We start from the raw sequence: 16,299 nt of genomic DNA, 5'->3' as shown, positions 1-16,299 counted from the left end.
TAGAGGATTAGGTTTTACCTGCCCGCGGGCGAGCTGACGCAACCGCAGATATCAGTAGAAGCGCCAGAAACGCCAAGTCACCGAAGTTGTCGAAAGGTGTAACCTCACCCTTACCCGGTATAGCCGCGTCGATGACTCCAGTTTGTCCTAGATCCAGCCGGGCTCCGGGGATGATTCGACCACGCGCATCAATGACAGCGCTGACACCGGTCGGGGTGGCGCGCAGGATCGGCTTGGCGCTTTCGATGGCGCGATAGCTGGCCAGGTTCAGATGCTGCAGCGGTCCCGAGGTGACGCCGAACCAGGCGTCGTTCGAGACGTTGATCAGAACCCGGACGTCCTTGTCCCGCCGCGCCAGGCCCGGGAACAGGCTTTCGTAGCAGATCAACGGCTGGACCAGCAGGTCGGGCGAAACCCGCAGCGGCGCCGGCCGCGGGCCGGTGGCGAAACCGTCTCCCAGATGGGCCAGGCTCTTGAACCCGATCTTGGTCAGGAATGCCTCGGCCGGCAGGTATTCGCCGAACGGCACCAGCCGGTGCTTGTCATAGACTCCGACGACCTGGAGGTCGGTCGCCGTGCGGCGCAGGGCGATCAGGCTGTTGTAGTAGGTCGGCTTGTCGACCGGCCCTTCGTAGCGATAGCCGCCAATCAGCAGGGTCTGGCCGGGCTGCAGGCTGTCGAGGATCGCCTGTCGGACCCAGGTCCCCGGCGCGAGATAATCGTCGATCGCCGCCGGCAGGGCGCCCTCCGGCCAGATCACCAGGTCGGCGGGCTTGCCCGCATAGGGCTTGGCGGTCAGCGAGACATAGGCCTGGACGATCTGAGCGAAGCGCGCGGCGTCCCACTTGGCGTCCTGCTGGATGTCGGCCTGCACGATGCGCACCGAGGTCGGCGGCCCGTTGGCCAGCGGCCGCGACTGGACCACCGCGCCATAGCCGTAGAGGGCGACGAGACCGGCGACGGCCGCGCCGAGCGCTATCCGCCCGCCCCTGCCCTCGCGCCATACGGCCGGCGCGGCGGCGATCGCCAGGGTGATCCAGGTCAGACCGTAGGCGCCGACCAGGGCGGCCGCCTGCGAGGGCCATGACCCAGCCCGCCAGGTCTCGCCTGGCAGGTTCCAGGGAAAGCCGGTCAGGACGTGGCCGCGCGCCCACTCCAGCGCCGCGAAAGCGCCGGCGAAGGCCAGCACCCGCCAGGCGCTCGCGGGGCGAACGAGGCGATAGAGCAGACCCGCCAGCCCCCAGAACAGCGCCAGGCCCGCCGCCATGGCGGCGACGGCGAACGGGGCCATCCAGCCCTGGTTGGCGGCGTCGACCAGGAAGGCCTCGCCGATCCACCAGGTGCCGAGCCCGAAATAGGCCAGGCCCGCCAGCCAGCCGCGCCAGAAGGCCGAGCGCAGCGGCTTGGCGTCGTTCGCCCCGTCCAGCAGATGCAGCAGCAGGGCGTAGCCCAGCAGGCCCGGCAGCAGGCCGAACGGCGGATGGGCCAGGGCGGCGGCAAGACCGGCGACCAGCGCCAGGACCGGACCGCTCCAGGGCCGTTCGCGGAAACGGATCCAAGCGCTCACGAGGCGTCGATACCCTCAGGGACGCCCTCTGGCGCGGACTGGTGCGTTTGCGGCCGCGAAGGACCACCGCGCACCCGCACCCGGCGCACCCGTCGCGGATCGGCCTCGACCACCTCGAACTCGTAGCCGTCGGGATGGGCGATCAACTCGCCTCGTTGCGGCACACGGCCGGCCAAGGCCACGACGAGCCCCGCGACGGTGTCGATGTCCTCTTCCATGTCCGAAGGCGCCAGCTCGCGGCCGAGGACGGCCTCCAGCTCTTCCAGCGGCGCGCGGGCGTCGGCGTCGAATATGCCGCCGGGACGAGCCACGATCGAGGCCGAGGCCGCGTCGTCGTGCTCGTCGTCGATCTCGCCGACCACCGCCTCGATCAGGTCCTCCATCGAGACCAGGCCGTCGGTGCCGCCGAACTCGTCGATGACCAGCGCCATGTGGATCCGGCTGGTGCGCATGCGCAGCAGCAGGTCGGCGGCCTTCATCGAGGCGGGCACGTACAGCGCGTCGCGACGCAGCTTGTGCAGGACGAGATCGTCGGCGGCGGGCCGCTTGGCGTCGTCCGACAGCAGGCGGAAGATGTCCTTGATGTGGATGACCCCGACGGGATCGTCGAGCGTCTCGCGATAGATCGGCATCCGCGAGTGCTCGGCCTCGGCGAACTGGGCGATCACCGCGTCGAAGGGGGAAGAAAGCTCGACGGCCACGATGTCGGCGCGCGGGGTCATCACGTCGGCGACCCGCAGGGTCTGAAAGGCCTCGGCCTGATCGACGATATCGACGGCGCCGCTGGGAGCCGGCGGTTCGGGCGGACGCGTGGGCTGGCCGCCACCGGCCGTCAGCCGCTTGCGCATATGGCGAAGGAACGCCCGCACGCCCCGGCTCCGACGAGCTGGAACGGCGGGCTGTTGACTAGGCTCGTCGCTGGGCATGGCCCTGTTCAGCGCCTCTCTTCGTCGCTGGCATAGGGATCTGGAATATCCAGCCCCGCCAAGATCTCGCGTTCGAGCGCTTCCATGGCTTCCGCCTCGTCGTCGCCCTCGTGGTCGTATCCTAGGAGATGAAGCACGCCGTGCGCCACCAGATGTTGCAGGTGGTGGTCCAGAGACTTGCCCTGCTCAGCCGCCTCGCGGGCGCAGACACCGTAGGCCAGGGCGATGTCGCCGATCTGGCCCTCGGGATTGGGGGGCGAGGGAAAGGACAGGACGTTGGTCGCGTAGTCCTTCTGGCGGAAGTCGCGGTTCAGCGCCTGGACGCTGTCGTCGTCGGTCAGCAGGATGACGATCCCCTGGCCTTCGACGTCCTCGTGCGCGTCCAGCACGGCCTGAGCCGCGCGCCAGACCAGGGCCTCGGCGTCCGGCGCGGCCGTAGACCAGGCCTCGTCCTCGATCTCGATGTCGACGGTTATGGTCATCGGCCTATCGCGGGGTGCTTTGCGCGGCGTCAGCGTCGTAGGCCTTGACGATGCGCTCGACCAGCGGGTGGCGCACGACGTCGGCCGAGGTGAAGCGCGAAACCGCGACCCCTTCGACGCCTTCCAGGATCGAGACGGCGTGGGCCAGGCCCGAGTCGCGCGGATTGAGCAAATCAACCTGGGTCGGATCGCCCGTCACCACCATCCGCGCGCCTTCGCCCAGGCGGGTCAGGACCATCTTCATCTGCAGGCGCGAGCAGTTCTGCGCCTCGTCGACGATGACGAAGGCGTGGCTGAGCGTGCGGCCGCGCATGAAGGCGATCGGGGCGACCTCGATCTCCAGCTTCTCACGGCGGCGGCGCAGCTGGTCGGCGCCCATGATGTCGGTCAGGGCCTCCCAGACCGGGGCCATGTAGGGGTCGACCTTCTCGTTCAGGTCGCCCGGCAGGAAGCCCAGCTTCTCGCCCGCCTCGACGGCGGGTCGGGTGACGATCAGGCGATCGACCTCGCCGCGCAGCAGCATGCCGGCCCCATGGGCCACGGCCAGGAAGGTCTTGCCGGTGCCGGCGGGACCCAGACCGAAGCTCAGCGGATGGGTGGCCATGGCCTCCATGTAGCGGGCCTGGCCCTTGGTCTTGGGCGAGACATTGCCCTTGCGGACGGCGCGGGGCGAGGCCTGCCCCCCGGTCTCGTGGGCCGAGCCGATGGCGATGCGGGCGTCGGCCTCGACGACTTCCTCGCCAGCGTCGGCGCGGTCGGCCAAGGACTGGATCACGCGCTTGGCGCCGGTGCGCCCGCGGGCGTCGCCGGTGATGGTGACGCCGCCGCCCGGCGTCTCGATCAGCACCTTGAAGGCGTCCTCGATCAGGGCGGCGTGACGGCCGCTGGGACCGGAAACGGCGTGGACCGCGTCGTCGGACAGCGGCAGGAACTCAGGGGTGCGGCTCAAGCGGTCTCCAAGACAGGGCTAACTTCCAGAACACCGCCCAGGCTCATCTTGGCGGCGCTCTCGATACGGACGGGGACGATGGTCCCGATCAGGCTTTCGGGACCTTCACAGTGGACGGCCTGCAGATATGGGCTGCGACCCACGACCTGGCCAGGGTGGCGGCCGGCCTTCTCGAACAGCACCGGCAGCACCTTGCCGACCTGGCTGGCGTTGAAGGCGCGCTGCTGCTCGTCCAGCAGCTGGTTCAGGCGCTCCAGGCGCTCGGCCTTGACCGCTTCATCGACCTGGCCGGGCATGGCCGAGGCCGGCGTGCCGGGGCGGCGCGAATATTTGAACGAGAAGGCGCTGGCGAAGCCGACCTCGCGGACCAGGTCCAGGGTCTTTTCGAAGTCACCGTCGCGCTCGCCGGGGAAACCGACGATGAAGTCGCCGCTCATGGCGATGTCCGGACGCGCCGCGCGGATCTTCTCGATCAGCTTCACATAGCTTTCGGCCGTGTGGTCGCGGTTCATGGCTTTGAGGATCTTGTCGCTACCCGCCTGCACCGGCAGGTGCAGATAGGGCATCAGCTCCGGCAGCTCGCCGTGGGCCTCGATCAAATCGTCGCCCATGTCGCGCGGGTGGCTGGTCGTGTAGCGGATGCGGTCCAGGCCATCGATGGTCGCCAGCCGACGAACCAGCTTCGCCAAAGTAGAACCGTCGCCGTCGTAGGCGTTGACGTTCTGGCCTAGCAGGGTGACTTCGCGCACGCCCTGATCGGCGAGGCGCTTGGCCTCGTCGACGATGTCGTTGACGGGCCGCGACCACTCGCCGCCGCGCGTATAGGGCACCACGCAGAAGGTGCAGAACTTGTCGCAGCCCTCCTGCACGGTCAGGAACGCGGTGACTCCCGTCACGTGGCGCTCGGCCGGCAAGGCGTCGAACTTCTCTTCCGGCGCGAAATCGGCGGCCAGGCGCTCACCGGTCGCCCGGTGGGCGCGGGCGATCAGCTCGGGCAGCTGGTGATAGGCCTGCGGCCCGACCACCAGATCCACCGCCTTCTGGCGATGCATGATTTCCTTGCCCTCGGCCTGGGCGACGCAGCCGGCCACGGCGATGGTCATCCGACCGCCCGCCTCGGCCTTCCGGTCCTTCATCTGCTTGATGTAGCCGAGTTCGGAATAGACCTTCTCGGTCGCCTTCTCGCGGATGTGGCAGGTGTTCAGCACCACCAGGTCCGCGCCCTCGGGATCATCGACCACGCCATAGCCCAGCGGGCGCAGGACATCGGCCATGCGCTCGCTGTCATAGACGTTCATCTGACAGCCGTAGGTCTTGATAAAGAGGCGCTTTTGCGGGGTCTCGCTCATCCGGCGAGGTTATGGGGTCGCCGCCCCCGCTGTGCAAGGGTGACAAGGCCACACTTGCCCCCTCCGCGCTTCGCGCTCCTCCCCGGAGGGGGAAGAGGATCACCTTCCGCCCCCGCCCGGGGGCGGACGACCGCGAAGCGGTCAGGTGGGGGCAAGTAGCCCTAATCCTCCAGCGGCACGCCGTAGAGCTCGAGCCGGTGGTCCACCAGCTTGTAGCCCAGCTTGCGGGCGATGGCGTTCTGCAGGGCCTCGATCTCCTCGTCCACGAACTCGACGACCTTGCCCGACTTCATGTCGATCAGGTGATCGTGATGGTGGGTCGGGGTCTCTTCGTAGCGCGAGCGGCCGTCGCGGAAGTCGTGGCGCTCGATGATGCCGCTTTCCTCGAACAGCCGGACGGTGCGGTAGACCGTGGCGATCGAGATGTGCGGGTCGATGGCGTGGGCGCGACGGTGCAGCTCTTCCACGTCCGGATGATCTTCGGCCGACGACAGCACGCGCGCAATCACGCGGCGCTGGTCCGTCATGCGCATGCCTTTTTCGATACAGGCCTTTTCGAGTCGATCCACGGCGGACCCTCCGTCTGAGTCGCGGGCAAGATAGGCGGTCGGCCCCTAGGTGTTAAGCGCCCGCCGCATGACAAGCGCGTCCTTGGCGCCATCTGGGTGGGGATAATAGCCCTTGCGTAGCCCGACCTTGGCGAAACCGGTCGATTGGTAGAGGGCGATGGCCGCCAGATTGTCGGCGGCGACCTCCAGGAACATCGCCTCGGACTCGGTCTCGGCGGCGATTCCGGCGGCGATCTCGACCAGGGCCGCGCCCCAGCCGCGCCGGCGGGCGACCGGATCGACGGCGACGGTCAGGATCTCGGCCTCGCCAGCGATCGAGCGGCACAGGATGAAACCCTTGGCCTCGGGGGGCTCGCCCGCCTCGCCCAGGATCGCGAAGGCGCCGGGCGATTTCAGCAGTTCGTCGAACTCCAGCGCCGTCCAGGGGCGATCGAAGGCCTTGTCGTGGATATCGGCGAGATCGAACGCGGCCTCGGGCCCAACGGGACGCAGGTTCATGCCGCCGGCAACGTCGCATAGGGCGCGCGCAGATACAGCGGCCGGGGCGAATGGCTCGGCGCGGGCTTGGCCGCGGCCAGGCGAGCGACCGCGACAGGATCGGCCGAAACCGGGGTCAGCACCGTCGCACCGGGCAGGGCCTCGGCCAGCAGCGGCGCGCCCGAACCGATCAGGGTCGCCGGTCCGCCGGAATAGAGCTCGGCCAGCCGCGCGGCGGCCTCGCCCAGGCCCAGGGCGTCCGGGGCCATCAGCGAGACGCCGTCGGCGAACACCTGGAGATAGACCTGGCTCATCCGCGCGTCGATGACGGCGGCGGCGAAGCCCTTGGTCCCGAACGCCAGGCTTTCCAACGTGTTGACGCCGACGCAGGGGATCGACAGCGCCGTGGCCAAGCCCTTGGCGAAGGCCAAGCCGACGCGCAGGCCGGTGAACGAACCGGGACCGACCGTGACGCCGATCCGCGAGAGATCCGCGAACGCCACCCCCGCCTCGGCGGCGGTTTCACGCGCCAGGACGCCGATGCGCTCCTGATGGCCGCGGGTCATCGGTTCGCTCCGCGCGGCTAAAACGCGCTCGCCGTCCAGCACGGCGACCGAGCTGGCCCCGAGGCAGGTGTCGATGGACAGGATCATGGATCAGGCGGCGCCGACGACCGCGCCCTCGGCGGGACGCCAGACCAGCTCGTTCAGCTGGCCCTTGGCCTTCAGGGTCGCCTCCGGCGGAAGGCCCTGGCCCGCCCAGCCGGGGACGCCGAACACGTAGGAGACCGTCGGAGCCTCGGGACGAACGCAGATGGTCTGGTTGACCTCGCGGCCCTCGCCGGCCCGGCACTGGTCGACCGTGAAGCCGAGGTCGGCCCACTTGGCCAGCAGCTGCTCGTCCTTGGGGCCCCGCACGTCGCCGGCGGCGGCGCGGACATAGGCGATCTGGCCCTCGTCGCCCTTGCCGATCTCCAGCAGCGGGACATTGCCCTGCTCGACATTGATGATCGGCAGAGCCGGGCCCTGGCCGGCGTGCAGGAAGGCGCTCTCGACCTTGGCCTTGGGGAACAGGGCCTTCAGTGTGGCGAGGTCGAACGCTGTCGAGCCGTTGATCGGGCCGACCCCGTCCCTGCTGATCTTCAGCGGGCCGCCGGCATAGGGCGCGATGGCGACGGTGACGGGAGGCTTGGCTCCGGTCTCGGCGCTCGGCGGCGCGGAAGTCTCGTCCTTCTTGGCCGGCCCGCAGGCGGCCAGCAGCACGAGCGGCAGGGCGAGGAGGGTGTGGCGGAGAGTCATGCCCCTCTTCTAGCCAATGTGCATCCCATGCACAAAATGCTTGTCATCCCGGGCGGCGAAGCCGGCCCGGGATGACACGCTATTTGGAACTCAAGACCTCACAGAATCTTCGCCGCCTCGTCGAACTCGAGGCGCGGCAGGCGCGGGAACAGGTTGTCCTCCGTCCCATGGCCGATCGAGACGATGAAGTTGCTCTTGATGTTCGTGCCCGCGAAGAACTCCGCGTCGACGGCGGCGTTGTCGAAGCCCGACATCGGCCCGACGTCCAGGCCGAGCGCCCGCGCGGCCATGATCAGATAGCCGCCTTGCAGCGAGCTGTTGCGCAGCGCGCCCCATTCCTTGGCCACCGGATCGGGGAACCAGTCCTTGGCGCCCGGCGAATGCGGGAACAGTTTCGGCAGGGTCTGCGGGAAGTCGAGGTCGTAGCCCACGATCACCGTGCACGGCGACTGGCGGATCTTGACGCCGTTCGAGCTCGACGAATGCTTGGCCAGGCGATCCTTGGCCTCGGCCGAGGTCAGGAAATAGAAGCGGGCCGGGGTCGAGTTGGCGGCAGTCGGGCCGAACTTCACCAGCGCGTACAGCTCGTGCAGCACGCTCTCTGGCAGGGGCTCGGGGTTCCAGCCGTTGCGGGTCCGGGCCTCGGTGAACAGTTGAGCGAGCGTCGACGCTTCGAGCTTGGCCATGAGCGGTCCTTATCGGGCTTATTTGCAACTTGTATGGTTACAGTATAGCCGCCCTGCACGAGCGGGCAATATCCGCCTCGTGCTTAGGACTGGATCAGGCCGAAGAAAAGTTCGGATCTAGAGCGTCTGCTCGACCCGCGTCACTTCCGGCACATAGTGCTTGAGCATGTTCTCGACGCCGGCCTTCAGGGTCGCCGACGAGGACGGGCAGCCCGAGCAGGCGCCGCGCATATGTAGCCAGACCACGCCGGTCTGCGGCTCGAACTTCGAGAAGACGATGTCGCCGCCGTCCTGGGCCACGGCCGGGCGGATGCGGGTGTCGAGCAGTTCCTTGATCTCGGCGACGATCTGGCTGGCCTCTTCGTCGTAGACGCCGTCGTCGTCATGGCCCCCGGCGCCGGGCTCGGCGTCCAGCAGCAGCGGGCGGCCACTGGTGAAGTGATCCATGATCGCCGCCAGGATCGGGGCCTTCAGGTGCGGCCACTGGGCGTCCTCGCCCTTGGTGACCGTCAGGAAGTCGGGGCCGAAGAACACCCGCGTCACGTCGCCCAGGTCGAACAGCGCCTTGGCCAGGGGCGAGACCTCGCCCTCCTCGGCCGTGCGAAACTCGCGGGCGCCCTCCACCAGCACTTCGCGGCCGGGCAGGAACTTCAGAACCTCGGGGTTCGGGGTGGTTTCGGTCTGAATGAACATGGGCTTGAAATGGACCTCGCGAGACCACGATGCAAGACCGGCCGAATGCCGCACAAAGAAAGTGACACAGGCGTCATTTTCTGGCGTGATGACCGCAGAACAACGATCCGCGGGAGGATCCCATGAGCGATGGTAGTGTTGACCTGAAAGAGGCCGCGCGCGCCACGGCCTATTCCATCCCTCTCGAGGACTACCACGTCGCCAATCCGGCCCTGTTCCAGGCCGACGCCATGTGGCCCTATTTCGAGCGGCTGCGGAACGAGGACCCGGTCCACTATTCGCAGGGCGATGAGGACACCGGGCCGTACTGGTCGATCACCCGCTACAACGACATCATGACCGTCGACACGACCCACCAGGTCTTTTCGTCCGACGCGCACCTGGGCGGCATCACGATCCGGAACTTCGACGAGGACTTCGTCCTGCCGATGTTCATCGCCATGGACCCGCCCAAGCATGACATCCAGCGCAAGACGGTCAGCCCGATCGTCTCGCCGCAGAACCTGGCCAAGCTGGAAGGGATCATCCGCGAGCGGGCCGGTCAGATCCTCGACGCGCTACCGATCGACGAGCCGTTCGACTGGGTCGACCGGGTCTCGATCGAGCTGACCACCCAGATGCTGGCCACCCTGTTCGACTTCCCCTGGGAGGAGCGCCGCAAGCTGACCCGCTGGTCGGACGTCGCCACCGCCTCGCCCGAGAGCGGCATCGTCGAGAGCGAGGACGCCCGCCGGGCCGAACTGCTGGAGTGCCTGGGCTATTTCACCAATCTCTGGAACGAGCGGGTCAACCAGACCGAGCCCGGCAGCGACCTGATCTCGATGCTGGCCCACGGCGAGGCCACCCGCGACATGCCGCCGATGGAATATCTGGGCAACGTCCTCCTGCTGATCGTCGGCGGCAACGACACGACCCGCAACTCGATCACCGGCGGCCTCTATGCCCTGAGCAAGAACCCGGCCGAGGAAACCAAGCTGCGCGCCGATCACAGCCTGATTCCGAACATGGTCTCGGAAATCATCCGCTGGCAGACCCCGCTGGCCCACATGCGCCGCACGGCGCTGGAGGACTACGAGCTGGCCGGCAAGACCATCAAGAAGGGCGACAAGGTCGTGATGTGGTACGTCTCGGGCAACCGCGACGACACGGTGATCGAGGACGCCGACGCCTTCATCATCGACCGCCCGCAAGCCCGCCGCCACCTGTCGTTCGGCTTCGGCATCCACCGCTGCGTCGGCAACCGCCTGGCCGAAATGCAGCTGAAGATCGTCTGGGAAGAGGTGCTGAGGCGCTTCCCCCGCATCGWGGTGCTGGAAGAGCCCAAGCGGGTCTTCTCGACCTTCGTGAAGGGCTACGAGCGGATGATGGTCAGAATTCCCGAGCGCACCTGATTTCCCTCTCCCCTTGCGGGAGAGGGTGGCCCGCGAAGCGGGTCGGGTGAGGGGTTGAAGACCAGGACCGCCGCGACAGCTTCACCGCCGTCGCGGCGGTTTTCGTTTGTGCGACCCCTCATCCGTCGCCTCCGGCGACACCTTCTCCCGCAAGGGGAGAAGGAAACTAGGCCAACTCCTCGATCTCCGCATCCGTGAGATCCCCCGGCACCACGGTCACCGGCAGCTTGCGGCCCGAGAACCCGACGCCTTCCTTGGCGATGGCCGAGATCAGCGGACCCGGGCCTCGCCCGGCCGTCGAGGTCGCCAGGATCAGGATCTTGATGGTCGGATCGGCCGCCACCACCGCCTTCAAGGCCGTGCGGACGCCGTCGGCGTGCTTGATGATGAACTCGGGCGCCAGGCCGGTGTCGGCGACGACCCGATCGGCCAGGCTCTGCAGCAGGGCCTCGGCTTCCTCGCGCTCCTGGCGCTCGATCTCCTCGCGCACCCCGCTCCAGTGCTCGAATTCCGCGGGGACGATCACCTTCAGCATCGCCACGTGACCACCGGTCGAGCGGGCGCGACGGCAGGCGTATTTGAGCGCCGCCGCGAACTCCGGGCTGTCGTCGGCGACAACCAGGAACTTGCGGCGGCTTTCGGAAGCGGCGTCAGTCATCGGATGAGATGACGCCAACTCAAGACCGGGCTCAAGCCCCCCAGAAGCCGACCAGCTTCTTGACCTCGGCCAGGGTCGGGGCGGCGGCCTCGGAGGCCTTGGCCGCGCCCTTGGCCAGGATCCGGTCCAGCTCGGCCGGATCGGCCAGTAGGCCGCGCATCCTGTCGCCGACCGGGGCCAGCTTCTCAACCGCCAGCTCGGCCAGGGCCGGCTTGAAGGTCCCGAAGCCCTTGCCGGCGTATTCGGCCAACACCTCGGCCTTGGTCCGGCCGGCCAGGGCCGCGAAGATGCCGACCAGGTTGTCGGCCTCGGCGCGGGCGCTCAGCTCGTCCAGGGTCTCGGGCAGCGGCTCCGGATCGGTGCGGGCCTTCTTGACCTTGGTGGCGATGGTGTCGGCGTCGTCGGTCAGGTTGATGCGCGAATAGTCCGACGGGTCGGACTTGCTCATCTTGGCCGCACCGTCGCGCAAGCTCATGACCCGAGCGCCCGGGCCCTGGATCAGCGGGTCGGGCTGCGGGAAGAAGGCCGGGAGGCCCGCCGGGATTCCGAAGTCATGGTTGAACTTGCCGGCGATGTCGCGGGTCAGCTCCAGGTGCTGCTTCTGGTCCTCGCCGACCGGCACGTGGGTGGCCTTGTAGACCAGGATGTCGGCCGCCTGCAGCACCGGATAGGTGTAGAGGCCCACCGAGCTGCGCTCCTTGTGCTTGCCGCTCTTTTCCTTGAACTGGGTCATGCGGTCCAGCCAGCCGAGGCGGGCGACGCATTGGAAGATCCAGGCCAGCTCGGCGTGCTCGCGCACCGCCGATTGCGGGAAGATCGTCGCCTTGTCCGGGTCCAGGCCCGAGGCGATGTAGGCGGCCGCGATCTCGCGGGTCTGCTGGGCCAGGGCCGCCGGCTCCTGCCACACGGTGATGGCGTGGAGGTCGGCCACGAAGATGAAGGTGTCGATCTCGTGCTGCAGGCGGGCGAACTTCACCAGCGCGCCGAGATAGTTGCCCAGGTGCAGGGCGCCGGAGGGCTGGACGCCCGAGAGCACGCGGGCGGGGCCCGCATAAGCGGCTGGAACTTGGTCGGTCATGGCCCGCTGGTTAGCGCCGCCATCCGGCGAGAGCAAGGCTACATCAAGCCTTGCCGCGCCGCAGGGCCGCCTTCAGCTCGGCCGGCTTGACCCCGCCGAACAGGAACAGCAGCGGCGGATACAGCGCCGCGCCGGCCAGGCAGGTCAGGGCCAGGGCGAACTCCTTGGCGCCGATCGTGTGACCGGTCAGGCCGATCCCGCGCAGCGGCGCCTCGATCAGCTCGCGCCAGTGCGAGGCGGCGACCAGCAGCAGGCCCATGCCCAGGCTGGCCAGGGCGATACGGATCAGGCGCGACCAGGTCTGGCCCGAGGGCCCGTAGTGGCCCTTCCGCGACAGGCCCCAGGCCATCTGGCCGACATTGGCCCAAGAGGCCACGGCCGTGGCGGCGGCGATGCCCTTCACCCCCACCAGGTTGAACAGCAGCACGCCCAGGGCGATGTTCACGACCACCGAGACGATGGCGAAGCGCATCGGGCTCTTGGTGTCGCCGCGCGCGAAAAAGGCCCGCGAATAGAGTTGCTGCAGCACGAAGGCCGGGGTGCCGAGGCCGTAGAAGAACAGGGCCGACGCCGTCTGGCTGGCGTCGAAGGCGGTGAACTGGCCGCGGGTGTAGAGACCGTCCGACAGGAAGCCCGGCATGGCGATCAGGGCCGCGGCGGCCGGCAGGGTGAAGGCCATGGCCAGGGTGATGGCCTGGTCCATGGCGCTCTGGGCGTCGTCGCGGTCGCCCGAGTGCACGGCCCGCGACAGGCGCGGCAACAGGGCGACGCCGATCGCCACGCCCACCAGGCCCAAGGGCAGCTGGTACAAGCGGTCGGCGGTGGCCAACCACGAACGGCCGCCGGGCACGTGACTGGCCAGGTTGCCCGAGATGAAGATGTTGACCTGGGTGGCGCTGGCCGCCAGGGCCCCGGGGATGGCCTTGCCGATCAGCTCGCGCACTTCCGGGGTCAGGCGCGGCAGCCGCCAGTGGACCTTGGCCCCCGACTTGTTGACGCCCCAGGTCAGCAGAGCCGCCTGGGCGACGCCCGCCACGACCACCCCGGCCGAGCCCCACTGGGCCGCGCCGATGGCGCTGGTCTGCGGCAGGATGAACGCCAGGGTGAAGATGTTCAGCAGGATCGGCGCGCCGGCCGACAGGATGAAGCGGTCGCGGGCGTTCAGCACCCCCGACAGGTGGGCGACGATGGCCATGCACGGCAGATAGGGCATGGTGATCTGGGTCAGCAGCACCGCCAGCTTGTATTTCTCGGTGCCCCAGCCGAAACCCGGGCTGATCAGCATCATCAGCCACGGCATGGCCAGCTGGCAGATCACGGTGATGATGATGGTCGAGGCCGCCAGGGTGGCCATGGCGTCGCCGGCCAGGATGTCGGCCTTCTCCTCGCCGTCGCGCTGCAGCGACTTGGCGTAGGCCGGTACGAAGGCGGCCGCGAAGGCGCCCTCGGCGAAGAACCGGCGGAACAGGTTCGGAAAGGCCAGGGCCGCATTGTAGGCGTCGGCGGCCGGCGTGGCGCTGGCCCCCATCCGGTACGACACCGCCAGGTCCCGCGCGAAGCCCATGAACCGGCTGATCAAGGTCAGGCCGGAATAGATCATCGACGACTTGAGAAGACCCCCGGCCTTCTTCGGCGCGGGCGGAATCTCTTCGACGGGGGCGGGGGGGACGGTGTCGGTCACGCTGGGCTTCTGGGGGTTCCGAGCCGGAGCGTCAAGGGCGCCGCCCGCCCCGGCGCGCTTTCGCCACCAGCCGCCGAGGGCCCTTCCCAGGGTGTGATGAGTGAATGGCCGGTTCGCGCCGAAACGAAAACAAATCCAGTTTTCTTATCGGCCGCCCAGATGCTAACGCCTCCAGTATACGGAGAAGCGACCATGCCCCATGCGACAGGCCGCCAGTCACGCGATACGCAGAATGATCGCGCCAGCTTGTCGGGCACCAATATCGAGCGAGCGGGCGACTACAATCAACGCGTGGCGTTGCAGTCGATCCGCGTAGGCCTGGCCAAGACCAAGCTGGAGGTCGCCGCCTATACCGGCCTGACCGTCCCGGCCGTCACCAACATCACCAACCGCCTGCTCGAAGAGGGCCTGATCGTCCAGGCCGGCAAGCTGCACGGCAACCGTGGCCAGCCCGCCATGACCTTCGCGGTCAATCCCGACGGCTGCTATTCGATCGGGCTGAACATCGACCGCGACCATGTCACGATCGTGCTGCTCGACCTGGCCGGTCGGGTGCGGGCGCGGGCAACGCGGGAAGTCGCGTTTCTGGGCCCCGAGGACGTGGCCGCCTTCTTCGACCAGCACTGCAAGGCCTTCCGCAAGCTGAAGGGCGTCGCGGCCGATCGCATCGTCGGGGTCGGCGTGGCCCTGCCCGACGACCTGGCCAAGGCTGACCTGCCCCACCGCCCGGCCGCCTACGACGCCTGGAACGCCGTCGACGTCCGCGCCCTGCTCTCGCGGTCGCACGACTGGCCAGTGATGCTGGAAAACGACGCGGCGGCGGCGGCCCTGGGCGAGCTGCATTTCGGCCACGGCATGCGCGCCAGCAGCTTCTTCTACATGCTGATCAGCTCGGGCCTGGGCGGCGGCCTGGTGATCGACGGCGAGTACTTCCGCGGCGCTCACGGGCGGAGCGGCGAGCTGGGATTCCTGCCCGTCTCCCCCGATGGCGCGACGACCTTGGAAGACTTCGTCTCGCTCTCGGCCCTGAACGAACATCTGGGCGCCTTGGCCCCGGCCGATCCCGCCGACCTCGCCGGCCTGCCGCCCAAAGATCGCGCCCGGATCGACGCCTGGCTGGACGTGGCCGCCGAGCGCCTGTGCGACCCGCTGGTGTCGATCAGCTGCCTGATCGATCCGCAGGCAGTGTTCATCGGCGGCCGCCTGCCCGAGGCCTTGATYGACCGGCTGGCCGAGGCGGTGAACGCCAAGCTCGCCGACCGCCGCCTGGCCCTGACCATGGCCCGCGCGCGCCGCGCGGCCCTGTCGGCCGACGCACCGGCCATGGGCGCGGCGATCCTGCCGATCATCGCCCGCCACCTGCCCTCGCGCTCGGCGCTCTGGAAGACCGGCCTGGTCCAGGAAAGCGGAAACAGCGGTTAAGGCGCGATCCTGACCATCACCACCCCGTGCGACGGCGCGGTGGCGGTGAAGCGTCCCTTCATCGGCCCCAGGTCCTTACCGGCCCACAGGTCGCGAACCCGCGCCTTCAGGCTGGCGGGATAGCCCAGCTCGGTCCAGTCGACGGCGATCGACTTGGCCTCGGCGCCGCGGTTGAACAGGATCACCGCGCGGCCGCCGTCGGCCAGCGGCTTGGACCACACCTCCAGATCACCGTCGTCGCGAACCCGCCGGCCTTGGACGCCGAGCCTGTCCTGATTGACGGCGATGACCCCCTTGTTGAGCAGGATGTCGCGCGTGGCCTGGTCCATGTGGGCGATGTCGTTGCCGGCGATCAGCGGCGCGGCCATCAGCGACCACAGGCTGAAGTGCGAGCGGTATTCGGTGGTCGTCAGGCCGCCGTTGCCGACCTCCAGCATGTCGGGGTCGTTCCAATGGCCGGGGCCGGCGAACGGATGCAGCGGCTCGTTGGCGTCGAGGATCGGCAGGATACCGAGCGCGTAGTCATGCTTACCGTCCCATTTGTCGGTGATGTCGCCGGTGGTGCGCCACAGGTTGCCGACCTTGCTGGCCCACAGCCACGGCTTGGCTGTGCCCCACTCACACATGGAAAAGACGATGTCGCGGCCGGTCTCGCGCAGCGCGTCGGCCATCAGGGTGTAGGCTTCCTCGGCGTTGCGCGTGCCCGTCGCGCACCAGTCGTACTTCAGATAGTCGACACCCCAGTCGGCGTAGGTCTTGGCGTCCTGAAACTCGTGGCCCTGGCTGCCGGGCCGACCGCCGCAGGTCTGCCGGCCGGCGTCGGAATAGAKGCCGAACTTCAGCCCCTTGGCGTGCACATAGTCGGACAGCGCCTTGATGCCGCCGGGAAAGCGCTTGGCGTCGTGGGTGATGAAGCCGCCGGCGTCGCGCGGGCCATGCCAGCAGTCGTCGATCACCACGTATTGGTAGCCAGCGTCCTTCATGCCGTTGGAGGCCATGGCGTCGGCGACGCGGCGCACGGTGGCCTCGTCGATGTTGCAGGCGAACTTGTTCCAGCTGTTCCAGCCCATCGG

The 16,299-nt window shown here is 68.4% G+C and carries 17 protein-coding genes and 1 pseudogene; 2 read left to right on the top strand and 16 right to left on the bottom strand.

Translation table 11 applies throughout. The features are described from left to right. Positions 1 to 7: 7 nt before the first annotated feature. The 11 genes from lnt to AC1DSO_RS14715 all read right to left on the bottom strand — a co-directional run bounded on the left by lnt (position 8) and on the right by AC1DSO_RS14715 (position 8,996). Positions 8 to 1,567 carry an apolipoprotein N-acyltransferase gene (lnt, locus tag AC1DSO_RS14765; protein ID WP_477069531.1) on the bottom strand — a complete coding sequence of 520 codons (1,560 nt, stop codon included), beginning with the start codon at positions 1,565 to 1,567 and terminating at the stop codon, positions 8 to 10. Beyond that, positions 1,564 to 2,493, bottom strand: a complete 930-nt coding sequence (locus AC1DSO_RS14760; RefSeq protein ID WP_477069530.1) for a hemolysin family protein — start codon at positions 2,491 to 2,493, stop codon at positions 1,564 to 1,566. Before AC1DSO_RS14760 ends, lnt begins: the two co-directional genes overlap by 4 nt. 8 nt (positions 2,494 to 2,501) lie before the next feature. Next, entirely contained in the window at positions 2,502 to 2,957 is a 456-nt protein-coding gene (ybeY, locus tag AC1DSO_RS14755) for an rRNA maturation RNase YbeY (protein WP_477069556.1), read from the bottom strand. A 22-nt stretch (positions 2,958 to 2,979) separates the two neighbouring features. Further along, the gene (locus tag AC1DSO_RS14750) at positions 2,980 to 3,924 is read right to left on the bottom strand and encodes a PhoH family protein (RefSeq protein WP_477069529.1); all 945 of its coding nucleotides are present in this window, start codon (positions 3,922 to 3,924) and stop codon (positions 2,980 to 2,982) included. Continuing rightward, positions 3,921 to 5,273, bottom strand: a complete 1,353-nt coding sequence (gene miaB / locus AC1DSO_RS14745) for a tRNA (N6-isopentenyl adenosine(37)-C2)-methylthiotransferase MiaB (protein WP_477069528.1) — start codon at positions 5,271 to 5,273, stop codon at positions 3,921 to 3,923. The genes AC1DSO_RS14750 and miaB overlap by 4 nt, the downstream gene beginning before the upstream one ends. A gap of 161 nt (positions 5,274 to 5,434) precedes the next feature. Further along, positions 5,435 to 5,842 carry a Fur family transcriptional regulator gene (locus AC1DSO_RS14740; RefSeq protein WP_047413780.1) on the bottom strand — a complete coding sequence of 136 codons (408 nt, stop codon included), beginning with the start codon at positions 5,840 to 5,842 and terminating at the stop codon, positions 5,435 to 5,437. 45 nt (positions 5,843 to 5,887) lie between these two features. Further along, positions 5,888 to 6,340 carry a ribosomal protein S18-alanine N-acetyltransferase gene (gene rimI, locus AC1DSO_RS14735; protein ID WP_477069527.1) on the bottom strand — a complete coding sequence of 151 codons (453 nt, stop codon included), beginning with the start codon at positions 6,338 to 6,340 and terminating at the stop codon, positions 5,888 to 5,890. Next, positions 6,337 to 6,972: a tRNA (adenosine(37)-N6)-threonylcarbamoyltransferase complex dimerization subunit type 1 TsaB gene (gene tsaB / locus AC1DSO_RS14730; protein WP_477069526.1), complete on the bottom strand. Its 636-nt coding sequence runs from the start codon at positions 6,970 to 6,972 to the stop codon at positions 6,337 to 6,339. The genes rimI and tsaB overlap by 4 nt, the downstream gene beginning before the upstream one ends. A 3-nt stretch (positions 6,973 to 6,975) precedes the next feature. Then, entirely contained in the window at positions 6,976 to 7,617 is a 642-nt protein-coding gene (locus AC1DSO_RS14725; RefSeq protein WP_477069525.1) for a DUF1131 family protein, read from the bottom strand. A 98-nt stretch (positions 7,618 to 7,715) separates the two neighbouring features. Next, entirely contained in the window at positions 7,716 to 8,303 is a 588-nt protein-coding gene (locus tag AC1DSO_RS14720; RefSeq protein ID WP_477069524.1) for a malonic semialdehyde reductase, read from the bottom strand. A 117-nt stretch (positions 8,304 to 8,420) separates the two neighbouring features. Continuing rightward, positions 8,421 to 8,996 (bottom strand): NifU family protein, encoded by a 576-nt coding sequence (locus AC1DSO_RS14715; RefSeq protein WP_047413785.1) that lies wholly within the window; start codon positions 8,994 to 8,996, stop codon positions 8,421 to 8,423. 122 nt (positions 8,997 to 9,118) lie between these two features. Between AC1DSO_RS14715 and AC1DSO_RS14710 the strand changes: the two genes are divergently transcribed. Then, positions 9,119 to 10,387 carry a cytochrome P450 gene (locus tag AC1DSO_RS14710; RefSeq protein WP_477069523.1) on the top strand — a complete coding sequence of 423 codons (1,269 nt, stop codon included), beginning with the start codon at positions 9,119 to 9,121 and terminating at the stop codon, positions 10,385 to 10,387. Here the strand turns inward: AC1DSO_RS14710 and AC1DSO_RS14705 are convergent. The 4 genes and pseudogenes from AC1DSO_RS14705 to murJ all read right to left on the bottom strand — a co-directional run bounded on the left by AC1DSO_RS14705 (position 10,348) and on the right by murJ (position 13,804). Beyond that, positions 10,348 to 10,579 (bottom strand): annotated as a pseudogene (locus tag AC1DSO_RS14705) (hypothetical protein). The gene AC1DSO_RS14710 and the pseudogene AC1DSO_RS14705 sit on opposite strands and share 40 nt — an antisense overlap. Continuing rightward, positions 10,554 to 11,045 (bottom strand): universal stress protein, encoded by a 492-nt coding sequence (locus AC1DSO_RS14700; protein WP_477069522.1) that lies wholly within the window; start codon positions 11,043 to 11,045, stop codon positions 10,554 to 10,556. Before AC1DSO_RS14700 ends, AC1DSO_RS14705 begins: the two are co-directional and overlap by 26 nt. A gap of 31 nt (positions 11,046 to 11,076) precedes the next feature. After that, on the bottom strand, positions 11,077 to 12,123 hold the full coding sequence (gene trpS / locus AC1DSO_RS14695) for a tryptophan--tRNA ligase (RefSeq protein ID WP_477069521.1): 1,047 nt from the start codon (positions 12,121 to 12,123) through the stop codon (positions 11,077 to 11,079). 43 nt (positions 12,124 to 12,166) lie between these two features. Next, positions 12,167 to 13,804, bottom strand: a complete 1,638-nt coding sequence (gene murJ / locus AC1DSO_RS14690) for a murein biosynthesis integral membrane protein MurJ (RefSeq protein ID WP_477069520.1) — start codon at positions 13,802 to 13,804, stop codon at positions 12,167 to 12,169. 192 nt (positions 13,805 to 13,996) lie between these two features. On the opposite strand from murJ, the gene AC1DSO_RS14685 reads away from it, so the two are divergent. Beyond that, complete coding sequence (locus AC1DSO_RS14685) at positions 13,997 to 15,226, top strand: ROK family transcriptional regulator (protein WP_477069519.1); 1,230 nt, start codon at positions 13,997 to 13,999, stop codon at positions 15,224 to 15,226. Here AC1DSO_RS14685 and AC1DSO_RS14680 read toward each other — a convergent pair. Then, on the bottom strand, positions 15,223 to 16,299 hold a 1,077-nt coding region (locus AC1DSO_RS14680), incomplete at its 5' end, for a glycoside hydrolase family 27 protein (protein WP_477069518.1). The genes AC1DSO_RS14685 and AC1DSO_RS14680 overlap by 4 nt on opposite strands.

This window comes from Caulobacter sp. P4_E5, assembly GCF_056401555.1.
Note: the sequence above shows the minus strand (reverse complement) of the source record. Positions and strands in the feature narration are given on the sequence as shown.